The sequence below is a fragment of the Streptomyces sp. NPDC058240 genome (genome assembly GCF_042882135.1).
In the GTDB taxonomy this organism is placed as follows: Bacteria; Actinomycetota; Actinomycetes; order Streptomycetales; family Streptomycetaceae; genus Streptomyces.
This window is the reverse complement of record NZ_JBHVWT010000015.1, coordinates 26,157-41,781: the sequence shown is the minus strand read 5'-3', so window position 1 is coordinate 41,781 and position 15,625 is coordinate 26,157. Positions and strand designations below refer to the sequence as shown.

At 71.3% G+C, this 15,625-nt stretch carries 14 protein-coding genes; 6 read left to right on the top strand and 8 right to left on the bottom strand.

Features of this window, described 5'->3' with window-relative positions; translation table 11 throughout:
- Positions 1 to 169 precede the first annotated feature (169 nt).
- Positions 170 to 2,593 (bottom strand): excinuclease ABC subunit UvrA, encoded by a 2,424-nt coding sequence (gene uvrA, locus ACFVX4_RS23195; RefSeq protein WP_389980387.1) that lies wholly within the window; start codon positions 2,591 to 2,593, stop codon positions 170 to 172.
- Between the two features lie 153 nt (positions 2,594 to 2,746).
- The gene (locus ACFVX4_RS23190; RefSeq protein WP_389980385.1) at positions 2,747 to 4,117 is read right to left on the bottom strand and encodes a polysaccharide pyruvyl transferase family protein; all 1,371 of its coding nucleotides are present in this window, start codon (positions 4,115 to 4,117) and stop codon (positions 2,747 to 2,749) included.
- 267 nt (positions 4,118 to 4,384) lie between these two features.
- Here ACFVX4_RS23190 and ACFVX4_RS23185 point away from each other — a divergent pair, with 267 nt between their 5' ends.
- Together ACFVX4_RS23185 and ACFVX4_RS23180 are read left to right on the top strand one after the other, a co-directional pair.
- Entirely contained in the window at positions 4,385 to 5,455 is a 1,071-nt protein-coding gene (locus ACFVX4_RS23185) for a hypothetical protein (RefSeq protein ID WP_389980383.1), read from the top strand.
- Positions 5,456 to 5,467: 12 nt separating this feature from the next.
- Positions 5,468 to 5,956: a hypothetical protein gene (locus tag ACFVX4_RS23180; RefSeq protein WP_266430241.1), complete on the top strand. Its 489-nt coding sequence runs from the start codon at positions 5,468 to 5,470 to the stop codon at positions 5,954 to 5,956.
- 59 nt (positions 5,957 to 6,015) lie between these two features.
- Here ACFVX4_RS23180 and ACFVX4_RS23175 read toward each other — a convergent pair whose 3' ends face one another.
- On the bottom strand, positions 6,016 to 6,231 hold the full coding sequence (locus tag ACFVX4_RS23175) for a dodecin (RefSeq protein ID WP_389980381.1): 216 nt from the start codon (positions 6,229 to 6,231) through the stop codon (positions 6,016 to 6,018).
- A gap of 202 nt (positions 6,232 to 6,433) precedes the next feature.
- Here ACFVX4_RS23175 and ACFVX4_RS23170 point away from each other — a divergent pair, with 202 nt between their 5' ends.
- The 3 genes from ACFVX4_RS23170 (at position 6,434) to ACFVX4_RS23160 (ending at position 9,666) form a co-directional block, all read left to right on the top strand.
- A complete protein-coding gene (locus ACFVX4_RS23170; RefSeq protein ID WP_389980380.1) occupies positions 6,434 to 7,690 on the top strand; it encodes an extracellular solute-binding protein in 1,257 nt (418 codons plus the stop codon).
- Between the two features lie 222 nt (positions 7,691 to 7,912).
- On the top strand, positions 7,913 to 8,737 hold the full coding sequence (locus ACFVX4_RS23165; RefSeq protein ID WP_389980379.1) for a GNAT family N-acetyltransferase: 825 nt from the start codon (positions 7,913 to 7,915) through the stop codon (positions 8,735 to 8,737).
- Positions 8,734 to 9,666 (top strand): lysophospholipid acyltransferase family protein, encoded by a 933-nt coding sequence (locus ACFVX4_RS23160; RefSeq protein ID WP_389980377.1) that lies wholly within the window; start codon positions 8,734 to 8,736, stop codon positions 9,664 to 9,666. The genes ACFVX4_RS23165 and ACFVX4_RS23160 overlap by 4 nt, the downstream gene beginning before the upstream one ends.
- Here the strand turns inward: ACFVX4_RS23160 and egtD are convergent.
- From egtD to egtA, 4 genes are read right to left on the bottom strand one after another with little or no spacing between them, the layout of a single operon-like run.
- On the bottom strand, positions 9,609 to 10,571 hold the full coding sequence (gene egtD / locus ACFVX4_RS23155; RefSeq protein ID WP_389980375.1) for an L-histidine N(alpha)-methyltransferase: 963 nt from the start codon (positions 10,569 to 10,571) through the stop codon (positions 9,609 to 9,611). The genes ACFVX4_RS23160 and egtD overlap by 58 nt on opposite strands.
- Positions 10,568 to 11,323, bottom strand: a complete 756-nt coding sequence (egtC, locus tag ACFVX4_RS23150) for an ergothioneine biosynthesis protein EgtC (protein WP_389980373.1) — start codon at positions 11,321 to 11,323, stop codon at positions 10,568 to 10,570. Before egtC ends, egtD begins: the two co-directional genes overlap by 4 nt.
- On the bottom strand, positions 11,323 to 12,666 hold the full coding sequence (gene egtB, locus ACFVX4_RS23145) for an ergothioneine biosynthesis protein EgtB (RefSeq protein WP_389980371.1): 1,344 nt from the start codon (positions 12,664 to 12,666) through the stop codon (positions 11,323 to 11,325). The genes egtC and egtB overlap by 1 nt, the downstream gene beginning before the upstream one ends.
- Positions 12,663 to 13,997, bottom strand: coding sequence for an ergothioneine biosynthesis glutamate--cysteine ligase EgtA (gene egtA / locus ACFVX4_RS23140; RefSeq protein WP_389980369.1), 1,335 nt, complete (start codon positions 13,995 to 13,997; stop codon positions 12,663 to 12,665). Before egtA ends, egtB begins: the two co-directional genes overlap by 4 nt.
- A 148-nt stretch (positions 13,998 to 14,145) precedes the next feature.
- Here egtA and ACFVX4_RS23135 point away from each other — a divergent pair, with 148 nt between their 5' ends.
- Positions 14,146 to 15,015 carry a TIGR02452 family protein gene (locus ACFVX4_RS23135; RefSeq protein ID WP_389980367.1) on the top strand — a complete coding sequence of 290 codons (870 nt, stop codon included), beginning with the start codon at positions 14,146 to 14,148 and terminating at the stop codon, positions 15,013 to 15,015.
- On the opposite strand, the gene ACFVX4_RS23130 is transcribed toward ACFVX4_RS23135, so the two are convergent.
- Entirely contained in the window at positions 15,000 to 15,467 is a 468-nt protein-coding gene (locus ACFVX4_RS23130) for a type II toxin-antitoxin system PemK/MazF family toxin (RefSeq protein WP_389980365.1), read from the bottom strand. The genes ACFVX4_RS23135 and ACFVX4_RS23130 overlap by 16 nt on opposite strands.
- Positions 15,468 to 15,625: the final 158 nt, after the last annotated feature.

Sequence of the window (15,625 nt, the reverse complement as noted above, 5' to 3'; positions counted from 1 at the left end):
GTGATTCCCGGCCGGGGTCACCTGCCTCACGGCAAGGAGCGGCCGTGAGGCATGCCCATAATTGGTCTGGACCAGCTGGCTGTCAACGTTCTTTACTGTTTCATTCCCCTTTGCTTGCCTGGGTTGGCAACTCGCGCGAAATATGGGGGAGTTGACGAAGATTGGGCGCTCAGTCGAGATGGAGTGCGGCCCGGAGGTACGCAGCCGTCCGGCTCTCCCGCGTCCGGGCCACGTCCACGGGCGGACCTGCCGCCATGATCCGGCCGCCCCGGTCGCCGCCGCCGGGGCCGAGGTCGATCACCCAGTCGGCGCCCGCCACCACCGCCATGTCGTGCTCCACGACCACCACCGTGTTGCCCGCCTCCACGAGGCCGTGCAACTGCCGCATCAGCACCTCGACATCGGCGGGGTGCAGCCCCGTCGTCGGCTCGTCCAGCAGATACAGGGTGCGGCCCCGACGGGTGCGCTGGAGTTCGGCGGCGAGCTTGATCCGCTGGGCCTCACCGCCCGACAGCTCCGTCGCGGGCTGCCCGAGCCGCAGGTAGCCGAGCCCGACATCGAGCAGGGTCCGCAGACTGCGCTCGGCGGCCGGCGTACCCGAGAAGAACCCGGCCGCCGACTCCACCGTCAGGTCCAGCACCTGAGCGATGTCCAGGCCGCGCAGGGTGACCTCCAGCGTCTGCGGGTTGTACCGCGCGCCATGGCAGTCCGGGCAGGGCGCGTACGTACTGGGCAGGAAGAGCAGCTCCACGGAGACGAACCCCTCGCCCTGGCAGGTCTCGCACCGCCCGCCCGCCACGTTGAAGGAGAACCGTCCGGCCTTGTAGCCGCGCTCCCGGGCCGTGTCCGTATCGGCGAACAGCTTCCGTACGACGTCGAAGAGACCGGTGTACGTGGCCAGATTGGACCGGGGGGTACGGCCGATCGGCCGCTGGTCGACCTGTACGAGCCGGTCCACCGCCTCCAGCCCCTGTGCCGACACGCACCAGGGCGCGGGGCGCTCCGCGGGCGGGTCCGCGGTGGCGGAGGCCTGCCGGTCGGCGAGCACACCGGCCAGGACCTGACCGACCAGCGTCGACTTCCCCGACCCCGAGACCCCGGTGACGGCCGTGAACACCCCGAGCGGGAACGCGGCGTCCACGCCCCGCACATTGTGCCGGTCGACCCCGTTCAGCCTCAGCCACCCCGACGGCGTACGCGCTTCCCGGACCGGTGCGGGCCCGACGTCGAAGAGGAACCGCCGGGTGGCCGACTCCGTCACCTCCGCGAGCCCGGCCGGGGGGCCGCTGTGCAGCACCCGACCCCCGTGCTCACCGGCCAGCGGCCCCACATCGACCAGCCAGTCGGCCCGGCGCACCACATCCATCTGGTGCTCCACGACGAAGACCGAGTTCCCGGCCTCCTTCAGTCGCCCGAGCACCCCCAGCAGCGACTCGGTGTCCGCCGGATGAAGACCGGCCGACGGCTCGTCCAGCACATAGACGACACCGAACAGGCCCGAGCGCAACTGGGTGGCGAGACGCAGTCGTTGCAGCTCGCCCGAGGACAGCGTCGGGGCCGTGCGGTCGAGGCTGAGATAGCCGAGGCCGAGCTCGGTGACCGTTTCGATCCGGGCCAGCAGATCCGCCGTCAGTACCCGCGCCGTGTCGCTGCCGCCCGCCGTGCGCAGCAGCTCGGCGAGAGAGGTGAGTGGCAGCGCGGCCAGCTCCGCGATCGTGCGGCCGGCGAAGGTGACGGCCAGCGCCTCCGGACGCAGCCGGCTGCCGTGGCAGGCCGGACACGGGGCACTGGTCAGGAACCGCTCGGCCTTCGCCCGCAGGGTGCGGCTCCTGGAGTCCGCGAAGGTGTGCATCACATAGCGGCGGGCGCTCATGTACGTGCCCTGGTAGGGGCGTTGGATGCGCCCCGCCTCCCGCACCGGATGGACCGTCACCACCGGCTGCTCGTCGGTGAACAGGATCCACTCGCGCTCCTCGGCGCCCAGTTCGCGCCAGGGCCGGTCGATGTCGTGGCCCAGTGCGTCCAGCACATCGCGCAGGTTCTTGCCCTGCCACGCCCCCGGCCAGGCGGCGATCGCACCGTCCCGGATCGACAGCGAGGGGTCGGGGACCAGCAGTTGCTCGGTGGTGCGGTGGACGAGACCGAGCCCGTGGCACTCCGGGCACGCCCCGGCGGCGGTGTTCGGCGAGAAGGAGTCGGAGTCCAGCCGCTCGGCACCGGCCGGATACTCACCGGCCCGCGAGAACAGCATCCGCAGGAAGTTGGAGAGCGTGGTGACCGTCCCGACGGACGAACGGGCACCGGGCACCGAGCGGCGCTGCTCCAGGGAGACGGCGGGCGGCAGGCCGGTGACCTCGCCCACCGCGGGCGCGCCGACCTGATGGATCAGCCGGCGGGCGTACGGGGCGACGGACTCGAAGTAGCGACGCTGGGCCTCGGCGTAGATCGTCCCGAACGCGAGGGAGGACTTCCCGGAACCGGAGACACCGGTGAAGACGGTGAGGGTGTCGCGCGGGATGTCGACCGAGACGTCCTGGAGATTGTGCTCGCGGGCGCCGCGCACCCGGACGTACGGATCGTGGGGGGTGGACATGTGCGCGGGGACTCCGTACGGATCGGGGCAGGGCCGACGGCCAGGGGACAAACACTCCGATTCTAGGCACGGAGCGGCGGACGCCGTCCGGGCCCGGAACGACCGGAGGCCGGTCCTGCCGGACCGGCCTCGCGGATCAGTTCGGGCGGGGACCTATCGGGAGGGCCGCAGAGCGCGCTTGATGGGCCTTCCCACGACGCTGCGGGCGCGCTGGTACGTGGAGCGCTGGACGGGCAGCGAGGAGTTCTTCTGGAGCTTCCGCTTGAGCTGGGTGTTCTCGGCCGTGAGTTCGGTCAGCTGGGACTGGAGCCAGTTCAGCCGCGGTGCCATCGTGGCGGCGTCGGTGCCGACCCAGGGGCGGACGCCCGGAGGGAAGGTCAGCCCGCTCATCCGGGTCTCGAAGGCCGTGCCGCCGTCGCCGTGGGTGAAGGTGTTCTCCAGGCCGTTCTTGTCGAGGAAGTTCAGGAACCGGTCGAACCGCTCCTGGTGACCGCGCCTCAGCGGCCCGAAGTCCGCCGAGGCGTGGAGATCGGCGGGGTCGAGGTCGGCCGGGACCTTGTTGAGCATCCGGTGCGGGATGTCGAAGTAGCGGCACAGCTCCAGCGTCCGGGAGTCGCCGCAGAGCACGGTGGCCGGCGTGCCCGCCAGCAGCGCCGCGATGTTGCCGTGGATCCGGGAACCGAAGGAGAAATCGAAGCCCCGGAGGTCCTCCATCCAGGTGACCGGGTCGATGTAGAACCGGACCTTGCCCTCCCCGTACATGGGGTGGTCGGGGTGGGTGGGGATGCCGGTCACCGCGGCGTTCTGATGCGACAGGTCGCGCCAGTGCAGCTGACGGGCGTCGGAGAGGTTCTGGCCGATGAACCGGAGGTGGGGGTAGCGCGCGTGGGTGCGGTCGATGATCTGCCCGAGCTTGTGCTTGCGCACCGCGTCGTGCGATCCGTTGACGGCGATGCGCGACTCGGGCCCGAGCGCCCGGCCGTCCTCCCGGATGACGAGCCTGCTGCCGTGGAGGAACATCGAGGGGCAGCCGATGACGTCCACGTCGCGGAATCCCATGTCCCGCAGATACCGCTCGGTGAACTCCCCGCGCACGCCGATCGAGGCGCTGTGGTCGAGCACGGCGGAGACGAACTCGTAGACCGTGGACTGCATCGGCTTCAGCCGGTCCGCGGAGTAGTTGACACCGGTCTGGGCGCCGACGCCGGGGACGACCACCGGGATCTTCAGCTTCGAGATGAGCTGGGTGAGCCGCTTCAGCTGCGGTTCGAAGGACGGCCGGAAGGCGTTGGCGAGCGGGATGACGAAGACGTCGTACTCGCTGTTGATACGGTCCGCGTCGGCGACCCTGGTGGTGATGCCGTTCGACACCACCTCGGAACGTGGCGTCTCAAGGATCTTGTGAGTGGCATCGCTGAAGATCAGGTTGCTCGAGTTGGTGGCGAACACGTCCTCGTGGAGAGCGCGCTCGACAGGGACGACGTCGTAGGGGCTCTTCCCTGAACGCAGGAGTATTCGCTTCACATGGTTAACGTTTGATGCCACAAACCTGAATATAGCTTTGCGAACGCTTTTGATTCCATGCGCATCCTGTACAACCTTTTGCGATCTTCGCGGAACGTGAGCGACAGGTCACTCATCCGCGCGCGGGCAGGCGCGCACGTGATGTGCAACGGGCGCCCGGTGCGGCCCTCATGGGCTCCTCGTAGGCCCTCTTGAACGCCGGACGGCCCCGCCCGTACGCTGCGTCGGGCGCGCGGGCGCGCCTACCGGGGAGGTGGAAGCGCCGTCATGGCCGACGCACTGTCCGAGGACGACATCCTCGAAGCGATCGCCCGGCACACCGGTCGCCCGGGGCAGGGGCCGCAGTTGCGGCGGACCGGCGCGGACATCGCCCGGCTTCCGATGCTCGACCTGCGCATCGTCCGTTGCGTGGAGACCCGCAGCACGCGGCCGGAGACCAGGCCCGGCAGATACGACATATCGGGGCGGCCGACGTACGAGGGGGAGCTGCGCGACCATCCGGTCGAGCCGCCGAAGGACCCGGCCCGGTCGCGGAAGGTGGAGCTCGTGCTCCACGGCTCGGTGCGGACGGTCGCCTGTGGCTGCGACGAAGGACGGCAGCCGTGCTCGCGCTGCCGGGCCAAGGGGAAACTGCCGTGCGACACCGGCCCGTTGTGTCCGGCCTGCAAGGGCGTGGAGCCGTGCACCTGGTGCGACGGGACGGGCGAACGCCGCAAGGACCGCGGGCCGGCCGGGGAGAAACAGCCTCCCGGGCGGACCACCTGTCTGAAATGCCACAAGCCCCGCACCGCTTGTCCGCAGTGCCGGGGCTGGGGCACCGAGAAGTGCCGGCAGTGCGACGACACGGGCTTCAGGGACTGCCCGGTCTGCGCGGGCGAGAGGTCGACGAAGCACACCCCGTGCGACGGCACGGGCCTGGTCACCCGGTGGACGGGCGGATCGGTCGGACACGCCCCGGAGCGGAGCGCGGCGAAACTGCCGGACCCCTCGCCGCCGCTGCGGGTCCGGCAGCAGACCGGACGCACCGGCGCGTGGGAACGCATCACGCTGACCTCGGCCGGTGAACCGCTCCCCGACGCCCTGGACCCCGCCCACGTCGAGGCGGTCGAATCGGCACTCGCGCCCCGGCCGGGCGAGGTGGCCAGACGCGTCGACATCGGGTGGCTGCAACTGGTGTCGGTCGCGATCCCGGACGACCCCGACCACGTCTTCTACGTGTTCCCCGGAGCGGACGGTCCCGAGGTTCTCCCGATCTGGTCGAGGCGCCGGTCCCTGCGGGTCGCCGCGGTGGTGGCCGGGGTGGTCGTACTGGTGCTGCTGGTGGCTGCGCTGGTCTGATTTGCTGGGGGTGTGAGAAGCGACCACCGGCCCCTGGCCGTATTCGACCTGGACGGCACGCTCGCGGACAGCGGCCATCGGCAGCACTACTTGGAGGGGCGCCGACGCGACTGGAACGGCTTCTTCTCCGCGGCCGTCGACGACCCGCCGCTTCCCGAAGGGGTGCGGCTGGCGCTGAGCAGCGCCGAGCGGTGCGAGGTCAGGTATCTCACCGGACGGCCCGAGCGGTGCCGCCGGGACACCGTGGCATGGCTGGCGGAACACGGCCTGCCCGAAGGGCGGGTGTACATGCGCCGTGACGACGACCGCAGGCCGGCCCGGCACACCAAGCTGGAGATCCTGAAGCGACTGGGCCGGGAGCGTGAGGTCCGGATGCTGGTCGACGACGACGAACTCGTCTGTGACGCGGCGGAGCAGGCGGGCTTCGCCGTGGTGCGGGCCCGCTGGGCGAAGGAGTCGGCCGCGCTCAAGGACGCGCAGGAGCGTGAGGGCCGTACCTGAACCGGGCGGGGTGCGACCGGGCGGACGCGGCCCGGTCCCGTCGCGTCGGACCGGCGGGGTCAGCTCGTCTCGTCGAGCCGGAAGCCCACTTTCAGGCCCACCTGGTAGTGCTCGACCAGGCCGTCCTTGATCTCGCCGCGCACCTGCGTGATCTCGAACCAATCGAGATTGTGCAACGTTTCCGAAGCTCTTGCGACGCCTCTGCGGATGGCGTCGTCGACGCCCTCGTGGGACGTTCCCACGATTTCGGTGACCCGGTAGGTGTGGTTTGACATCTTATGTCTCCTCTCGTCCCTACCACGGTGCCCCACCCGGCTCGAGTCCGCGAGAGGTCGACGTGCAGAATGTGCCGTGAACGGGCCTTGACCAATTCATTGGTCCATACCAAAATCCAGCCACGCCCGTGCGAGCGCCGCCCGCAGTCCCCCACACCGGGTCCCTGAATTCAGTCGTGCCGTTTCGCAGAAGGTGAACCTGGTGAAGAACCGCATACTCGTCGGAGCCGTCGCGCTCGTTTCCACCTTTGCACTGGGGGGATGCGGACTCGGCTCGGGCTCGGAGGCGTCCGGCAGCAAGAAGGTCACGGTCTGGCTGATGAAGGACAGTGTCTCCGCCGATTTCCTGAAGCGGTTCACAAAGGCTTATCAGGACGAACATCCTTCCATCGAGCTCGAGTTCAAGTTCCAGAGCTGGAGCGGAATCGGCCCGAAGGTCATCGGAGCCCTCAAGGGCAAGGACACCCCGGATGTCATCGAGGTCGGAAACACTCAGGTCGCCCAGTACGCGGAGAGCGGTGGCCTGCGCGATCTCACCCTGGAGTCCGTGCGCGATCTCGGCAGCGAGGAGTGGCTGCCGGGTCTCGCCGACCCGGGCAGCATCGACGGCATGCAGTACGGCATTCCCTGGTACGCGGCCAATCGGGTGGTGATCTACAACAAGGAGCTCTTCGCGCAGGCAGGCATAAAGAACCCGCCGAAGACCCGGGACGAATGGATCACCGACAGCCAACTCCTGAACCGGAACGGCAATCAGGGCATCTACCTCGCGGGCCAGAACTGGTATGTCCTCGCCGGATTCATCTGGGACGAGGGCGGCGAACTGGCCGAGGAGAAGGGCGGCGAGTGGGAAGGCACTCTGGGCAGCCCCGCCGCGCTCAGGGGCATGAGCTTCTACAAGGAACTCCAGGTGCTCGGCGACGGTCCCAAGAACGCGGACGAGGAAAAGCCCCCGCAGGCCGATGTGTTCGCCGAGGGAAATGTCGCGCAAATCATTTCGGTGCCCGGCACCGTCGCGCAGATCGAGAAGCAGAATCCCGAACTCAAGGGAAAACTGGGCTACTTCCCGATCCCGGGCAAGACCGCGAAGGCGCCCGGGGCCGTCTTCACCGGCGGATCCGACCTGATCGTTCCGGACAAGGCCGACCAGCGTGCCGAGGGCATCGAAGTGATCAAGGCGCTGGCGGGCCGGAAGTGGCAGGAGGAGCTCGCCAGAACCATGAGCTACGTGCCCAACAAGCCCGGTCTCGCGAGCGTCGTCGTGGGTCAGGAAGGCACCGCGGCGATGGCCCGTGGCGCCACGAAGGGTCGTGCCACCCCCAACTCGCCGCAGTGGGCGGACGTCGAGGCCGACAACCCGATCAAGCCGTACATGACGGCGGTGCTCGAAGGCGGCGACCCGCAGCAGGAGGCGAAGACCGCCTCGGAGAAGATCACCACCAAGCTCGCCGGGAGCTGACCCGCGCGGCCCATCGGCTGTCAGCCGGGTGTCGAGGGCCGTCGTCGGTCGCCCCGGGACGGCCGTTCTCGGCCACCCCCGGCATTCAACCTTCGCACATTTCGGCTCTCCCGAGCGGTCATGTCGAATCCAGCCGGTCGCGGAAGAAGTAAGGGGCCGGGCCTTCGCACACAGTGCGGCGGCCCGGCGGCCGCCCTTGCCGATCCGTCCCCGGAGATTGTCATGAACGCGCTGCCCGTCACCTCCCTCCCCGCCTCCTCCGTCGTCCCCGCGCAGTCCGTCGTCCCCGCGCAGTCCGTCGCTCCCGCTCCACCGCGCTACCGGGTGTCCCTCGCCGCCGACCAGGACGAGGTCCGCGCCGCCCAGCGACTGCGCCATCTGGTCTTCGCCGGTGAGCTCGGCGCCAGGCTGGAAGGACCCGAACCCGGCCTGGACGGTGATGCGTTCGACGCGTACTGCGACCATCTGCTGGTACGGGAGGAGGCCACCGGCGACATCGTCGCCACCTACCGCGTGCTGCCGCCCGACCGGGCCCGGATCGCCGGGCGCCTCTACGCGGAGAGCGAGTTCGACCTCGGGCGGCTCGACCCGATCCGCGACGACCTGGTCGAGGTCGGACGGTCCTGCGTCCACCCGGCCCACCGGGACGGTGCCGTCATCGCACTGATCTGGGCCGGACTCGCCCGCTACATGGAACGCACCGGGCACAACTGGCTGGCGGGCTGCTGCTCGATCCCCCTCGCCGACGGAGGCACGGCGGCGGCCGGGGCGTGGGAGACCGTACGGACCAAGTACCTGGCCCCCGAGGACCACTGGGTCACTCCCCACCGCCTCTGGCAGCCCACCGGGGGAGGGGCCCCGGTACCCACCGGACTCGCCACGCTCCCTCCGCTGCTCCGCGGCTATCTGCGCCTCGGCGCCCAGGTGTGCGGGGCGCCCGCCCACGACCCCGACTTCAACGTCGCCGACCTGTACGTACTGCTGTCGCTGCGCCGCACCGACCCGCGCTACCTGCGCCACTTCCTCGCGCTCGCCCCGCTGCGATGAACCCCTGGCTGCCCACCGCACCCTGCACCCCGCGCACCTGCGCCGGTCACGAGGGCCGGATGCGGGGCCGCCCGGCCGCCGCGGCCCTGCTGCTCGCCGGGTGCGCGTGCATCCTGGCCGGCGCCTTGGCCGCCCCGCTCGTGCCGTTGCTCGGCGCGGCACGGCGGGACCGGCTGATCCGGCGCTGGGCGTACGGCGTCGTGCGCGCCTTCGGGGTGCGGGTACGGATCACCGGCACATCCGCGGCGCCCGACGGCAACCCCGGGACGCCGGGCACGCTCGTCGTCGCGAACCACATCTCCTGGCTGGACATCCCGCTCGTCGCGGCCGTGTTCCCCGGCCGGATGCTGGCCAAGAGCGAGATCCGCGGCTGGCCGCTGCTCGGCCCGCTCGCCGCACGCGGCGGCACGCTCTTCGTCGAACGCGACCGATTGCGCGCACTGCCCGCGACCGTGCGCACCATCGGGGCGGCGCTGCGCGGCGGATCACGCGTGGTCGTCTTCCCGGAAGGCACCACCTGGTGCGGGCGCGGCCCCGGAGGCCGGTTCGGGCCCGCAGCCTTCCAGGCCGCGATCGACGCGGACGCCACGGTCCGGCCGGTGCGCATCACCTACCGCGCCGCACCATCGCGGAGCACCGGGACCACCGGCCGGACGGGGCCCGCCGCGGGCTGCCGTCCGAGCGGCCACGAGGGATCCGCACCGGCGGAGCACACCGCACCGGCCGGTGCGGCCGCGTTCGTCGGCGACGATCCGCTCCTCGCCTCACTGTGGCGGGTGGTGACGGCGGCCGGCCTGACCGCCGAGATCCGCGTCCTGCCGCCGATCCCGGCGGGCGGCCTGCCCGACCGCCGTGCCCTGGCCCGCCGTGCTCAGACCGCCGTCGCCAACGAGAGCGCGAACCGGCCGCCGGAATCCGTCCACCACTGATCCAGTCGCAGACCGGCCGTGTCCAGTTCCGACCGGACACCTTCCTCGCGGAACTTGGCCGACACCTCCGTACGCAACTCCTCACCGGCCTCGAAGGCCACCACCAGATCCAGGTCCGGGATCTTCACGGCGTGCGCCCGACGGGCCCGCAGCCGCATCTCGATCCATTCACGCTCCGGATCCCAGAGCGCCACATGATCGAAAGCGGCCGGGTCGAAGTCCGCACCCAACTCCCGGTTCACGACCCTCAGTACGTTCCTGTTGAACTCCGCGGTCACCCCGGCCGCATCGTCGTACGCGGCGACCAGTTCCTTCTCCTCCTTCACCAGATCGGTGCCGAGCAGCAGCGCGTCGCCGGGGGAGAGCAGCGACCGTACGGACTTCAGGAACACCGCACGCTCGTCGGGCAGCAGATTGCCGACCGTGCCGCCGAGGAAGGCGACCAGCCTGGGCCCCGGTGTTCCCGGCAGCGCGAGGCCGCCCGTGAAATCGGCGATCAGGGCGTGCACGGAGAGCTCGGGCCGCTGGGCGAGGAGGGCCTCGGCGGCGCCGCGCAGCGCGCTCTCGCTCACATCGACTGGTACGTAACTGTGCAGCGCGGGCAGCGCGTCCAGCAGGTGCCGGGTCTTCTCGGACGACCCGGACCCCAGCTCGATCAGGGTCCGCGCCCCGGACACCCGGGCGATCTCGTCGGCGCGGTCGATCAGGATCTCGCGCTCGGCGCGGGTCGGGTAGTACTCGGGCAGCCGGGTGATCTCCTCGAACAGTTCGCTGCCGTGCGCGTCGTAGAACCACTTGGGCGGCAGTGTCTTCGGGTGCCGGGTCAGACCGTGCAGGACATCGGCGCGCAGGGCCGCGTCCGTCGCGTCCACCGGCAGGGTACGGGTCAGCAGAAAGGGACTCACTCAGCGGGCTCCTTGAGCGGGGTCAGCAGAACGTCGGTACGGGTCGCCGTCAGCAAGGTGCGGTCGGGGACCGTGCGCCAGCGCGGATCGTCGTCGTACGGCTCCGAGGCCACGACCGTGCGCAGGCCCGGCTCGGCCAGATACGACAGGGTGTCGCCCCAGGCCGTCGCGACGATCGTCGCGCCGTCGGTCAGCAGCAGATTCAGCCGGGACTCAGGCGCCGCGGCCGCCACGTCGAGCACGGTGTCGGCGACGGCCTGCGGCAGTTCGTCGCCATCGGCCAGCCGGTGCCGCACGAGGGCCCAGACGAGGGCCGAGTCGCAGCGCGCGGTGAGGGCGAGCAGTTCGGCCGGCGGCAGCGCCGCGGCGAGCGGAGCCACGGAGTGCGGCCAGCCCTTCACCGCGCCGTTGTGGCTGAACAGCAGCGGCCCGGCGGCGAACGGCGCGGCCGCCGCCTCGCCGTCGGCGCCCGCCTCGGTGGCGTCACGGACGGCGGCGAGCAGCGCCGTGCTGCGCACCACCCTGGCCAGGTCGGCGAAGGTCTCGTCGCCCCAGACCGGGCCCCGGCGCCGGTAGCGTCCGGGCACCGGATCGTCGTCCACGTACCAGCCGACGCCGAAGCCGTCCGCGTTGACGGTCCCGTAACGCTGGTGTCTCGGCGCCCAGGACTGGCGCACGAGGCAGTGGGGCGGTCGTGTCAGCAGTTCGCCGAGGGGCACCGGCGGTCCCAGATAAGCGATATGACGACACATCACATCTCCCTCGCGGTGCGGAACCCGGAGAAGATCTGACGCCGCACCGGCAGGTCCCAGTTGCGGAACGTCCCCCGGCACGCCACCGGGTCCACGGCGAACGAACCGCCGCGCAGCACCTTGTGGGCCGGTCCGAAGAACACCTCGGAGTACTCGCGGTACGGGAACGCCGAGAAGCCGGGATACGGGAGGAAGTCGCTCGACGTCCACTCCCACACGTCACCGATCAACTGCCGTGCGCCGTACGGGGACCGGCCCTGCGCGTACGCCCCCGCGGGCGCGGGCCGCAGATGGCGCTGACCCAGGTTCGCCAGCTCGGGCGCCGGGTCCTCGTCGCCCCAGGGGTAGCGCCGGGAACGCCCCGACACCGGGTCGTGGCGCGCCGCCTTCTCCCACTCCGCTTCCGTGGGCAGCCGGCGCCCGGCCCAGCGGGCGAACGCGTCGGCCTCGTACCAGCTGACGTGGAGCACCGGCTCGTTCCCGGGCACCGCCTCGGTGACCCCGAAGCGGCGGCGCAGCCACTGACCGGCGTCCAGGTGCCAGAACAGGGGAGCGGTCAGTTCGTGCTCACGGACCATCGCCCACCCCTCGGGCGCCCACCAGAGCTGCTCGGTGTAGCCGCCGTCCTCGATGAACTCCTGGTACGCGCCACAGGTGACCGGAGCCGTGTCGATGAAGAAACCCGGTACGTCGCGCACATGCGCAGGACGCTCGTTGTCCAGGGCCCACGGCTCGGTGGACGTCCCCATGGTGAACGGCCCGCCCGCGACCAGGACTTCCGCGGGAAGGCCCGCCGCGTCGGTGGCGGCCGGCGGCACGGGTGCGGCCAGCACGGCAGGGCCCGAACGGAGCTGATGGGTGATCAGCATCGTTTCGTCGTGCTGCTGTTCGTGCTGGGCGATCATGCCGAAGGCGAACCCGGCCCGCACCAGGGGACGGCCGCCGTCGAGCGCGGTGCCGTCGAGGACGTCCAGGGCCCGGCCGCGTACCTCCGCGGCGTACGCGCGTGCCTCGGCGGGGGCCAGCAGCGGCAGCGAGGGGCGGGTCGCCCGGGGGTGCTCGAAGGCGTCGTACAGCCCGTCGATCTCCGGGCGCATCGCCTCTCGTCCGGCCACCCCGCGCAGCAGCCACAGCTCTTCCTGATTGCCGATGTGCGCGAGGTCCCAGACCAGTGGGGACATCAACGGCGAGTGCTGGGCGGTCAGTTCATGGTCCTCCACGCCGTCGGTGAGCAGCGTGGTGCGTTCACGGGCGGTGAGCAGCGCGGCGAGGGCGCGCTGCCGGAGCGCCTCGGCGTCCGCCCCCTGGGGCGCGGATCCGGTGGGAGTGGGGGAGTCGGTCATGAGCGGGACCCCTCGGAGTGCCGGCCCGGAACGCCGGGCGGAAGCGAGGCGAGCAGTTCGGGAAGATCGTCGGCCGGACATCGGCCCCGGGCCACGAACCGGTCGTTGAAGCCGGCCACGGCGTCCTGGACGGCTTTCGAGGCGCCCATCCGGGGCAGCGCCTCCAGCGCGACCTCGAAGCAGGTGGTCGCCGCCGCCCGCAGCTCGGGGTTGGTCAGGCCGTCGCGGGCGGCGCCGACCCAGAGCGGATTGCGCGGCGCCGGCTCTGCCCCGGCCGTCTCGGCCAGTGGTTTCACGGTGCGGTACACGGTCTCGGCGGCCTCCGGGTCGTCGAACAGGGCAGTGGTGACGGCGAGCGGCACCAGCCACCCGTCCGCACCGTGCTGTGCGTCGATCATGCGCAGCTCCAGATGACCGCGCGGGCGGACCGGCGGGAAGAGCGTGCTGATGTGGAAGTCGAGATCGGCGCGCACCGGTGGTCTCGGCGCGCCGGTGCGGATCCAGTCGCGGAATGTCAGCCCCTCCGGCACGGCCCACGGGCCCGTGTCGCCCCGGCCCGTGTCGCCCCGGACGCACATCACCGGGGTGTCCAGCACATGCGCGGTCCAGGCGTCGCGCGGCGGCAGACTGCCGGGCGGTGCCAGGGGCCGCCACGGGTCGAGGTCGGCCCAGAGCGACTGCCGGGTGGACCGCCACGGTGTCGGGCGGCCGAGCCGCAAGGGCGAGTTCGCGAACGCCGCCACCAGGACCGCGCCCAGCAGATGGCACAGCTGCCAGCGCCGCCCGTAACCGAGCGGACCGGGTTCCTCCTCTCCGGCGTCCAGACAGACCTGGACGGACGCGGTGGTGCACATCATGGCGCGACCGGCCGGTCCCGAGCGGTCGAACAGGACCTCCATGGCGTCGTAGCGGGGCTCGCGCAGCAGCCGGCGCGGAGCGTGCCACGGGTCGACGCCGATACCCACCGGTGCGAGCTCCACCCGGTCCAGGGCGTCACGTACCGCGGTGAGATCGGCGGCGGTGGCATCGACGCATGCCATCAGGGAGTCCGCGGGGCGCGAGCTGAGCTCCAGCTGGCCGCCGGGTTCGAAGGTGAGCGCCGCGCTCAGGGGCAGGGCCCGGAGGATGTCGGCGGCCGCTTCGAGACGGTGGTGCGGGACAGGAACGCGGGGATGATCCCGGTCGTGAATGAGCCATTCGAGTTCAACGCCGACCTTGAGGGGCGGTCCCGTCTTGAAGCAGATGCAGCGCAGTAAATCCTCGGCCTCGCCCTCGCCCAGGGGCGGGTACTGGCCGGGCGGACCGTGGTCCCCGGGGGTGTCGTACGACATGCCGGGCCTCCTTTTCTCGGTGCCTCCCCACCACCCAAACCCTTACGGATCGATCGCACAAGGGTGCCCCTGTGCGTCGGAAATCCGGTTGCATCCATGCCGTCGGAGCGTCGAGCATGCCCCGTATGCACCACACGGGGGAGTACCGATGAGCGCACGGTTGCGCGGCATCGCGCGTGAGACCGAGGCCATCGTCGAGGCCGGCCGCTACCGCACGCAGGACGGGCGGGAGGTGAGCATCGAGCGCGCGCTGACCACCGCGCTCTCGGGCACCAGGCTGTACGGCCCGCAGCCGGTGCCGGTCGCGGCGCTCGACTCCGACCGGACACCGGTCGTCGAGGTCACCGGCGAGAGCAGCCTCCGGGCGGCGCGCCGGATGACCGGCGAAGGCCCCGGCAAGGTCGCCGTGCTGAACTACGCCTCCGCCCGCAATCCCGGCGGCGGATACCTCAACGGCGCACAGGCCCAGGAAGAGGCACTGTGCCGGGGCTCCGCCCTGTACACCACCCTGCTGCGCGCCCCCGACTACTACGCCCACCACCGTGCGGAACGCAGCGCCTTCTACACCGACCGGGTGATTCACTCACCGGGCGTCCCGGTGTTCCGCGACGACCGGGGGCGGTTGCTCGACACCCCGTACACCGCCGGTTTCCTGACCTCCCCGGCGCCCAACGCCGGAGTCATCCGCAGCCGCGCCCCCGAGGAGGCCCACCGCATCCCCGCCGCGCTCGCGTCCCGGGCGGAGCGGGTGCTGGAGGTCGCGGCGGTGCGGGGGTACCGCAGGCTGGTGCTGGGCGCCTGGGGCTGCGGTGTGTTCCGCAACGATCCGGCGCAGGTGGCCGGTGTGTTCCGGGCGCTGCTCATGGACGGCGGCAGGTTCGCCGGTCACTTCGAACAGATCGTCTTCGGCATCCTCGACCGCAGCCCCGAATCCGCCACCCGGTCCGCCTTCGACCGGACGTTCGGCCAAGGCCTCCCGGGGCCTTCCAGGGCCTCCGAGCCCTACTGCCAGTCGTAGCGCTCCCGCAGCCCGCCGGCGACCAGGTCGAACCTGTCCCGGTCCAGCGCGCACGCCTCACGCCGCATCCCGTCCTCGTGCACCCGCAGGACCCGGTCCAGATCGACCCACGACGGGCGGCCGGAGCTGTCCCAGGGGCCGGCCCCGAGCGCCACCCACTCGCGGTCCTGGTCGTGCTGCTTGCTGGAGAGCTGTACGGCGAGCAGTGTGCCCGCCGCCTCACGGGCCACCACCAGGACCGGGCGGTCCTTGCCGCGCCCGTCGTTCTCCTCGAACGGCACGAACGTCCAGACGATCTCACCGGGGTCCGGGTCGCCGTCCCGGTCGGGGGCGTACGAGGTGCGGACCGGCCCCACGTCGCGCGGGTCGGCCTCCGAAGTGGCGGTCGGGCCGGTGCGGCCCGGGAAGTCCGCCGAGTTGTCGATGCTGTCGTCACGGTGCTGGATGGTCATCCCCACACCGTATGACCTGCGGGGCCGATTCCGTGGAGCGGGGCCGGGGGGGGGCCGCGCGTCAGGCCTAGGAGAAACGAACACACCCCCCAACCCACAGAGAGACCCAGTACCCCACCCCCCCCCCACCCCCACCCCCCCACACCTCCACCCCCCCA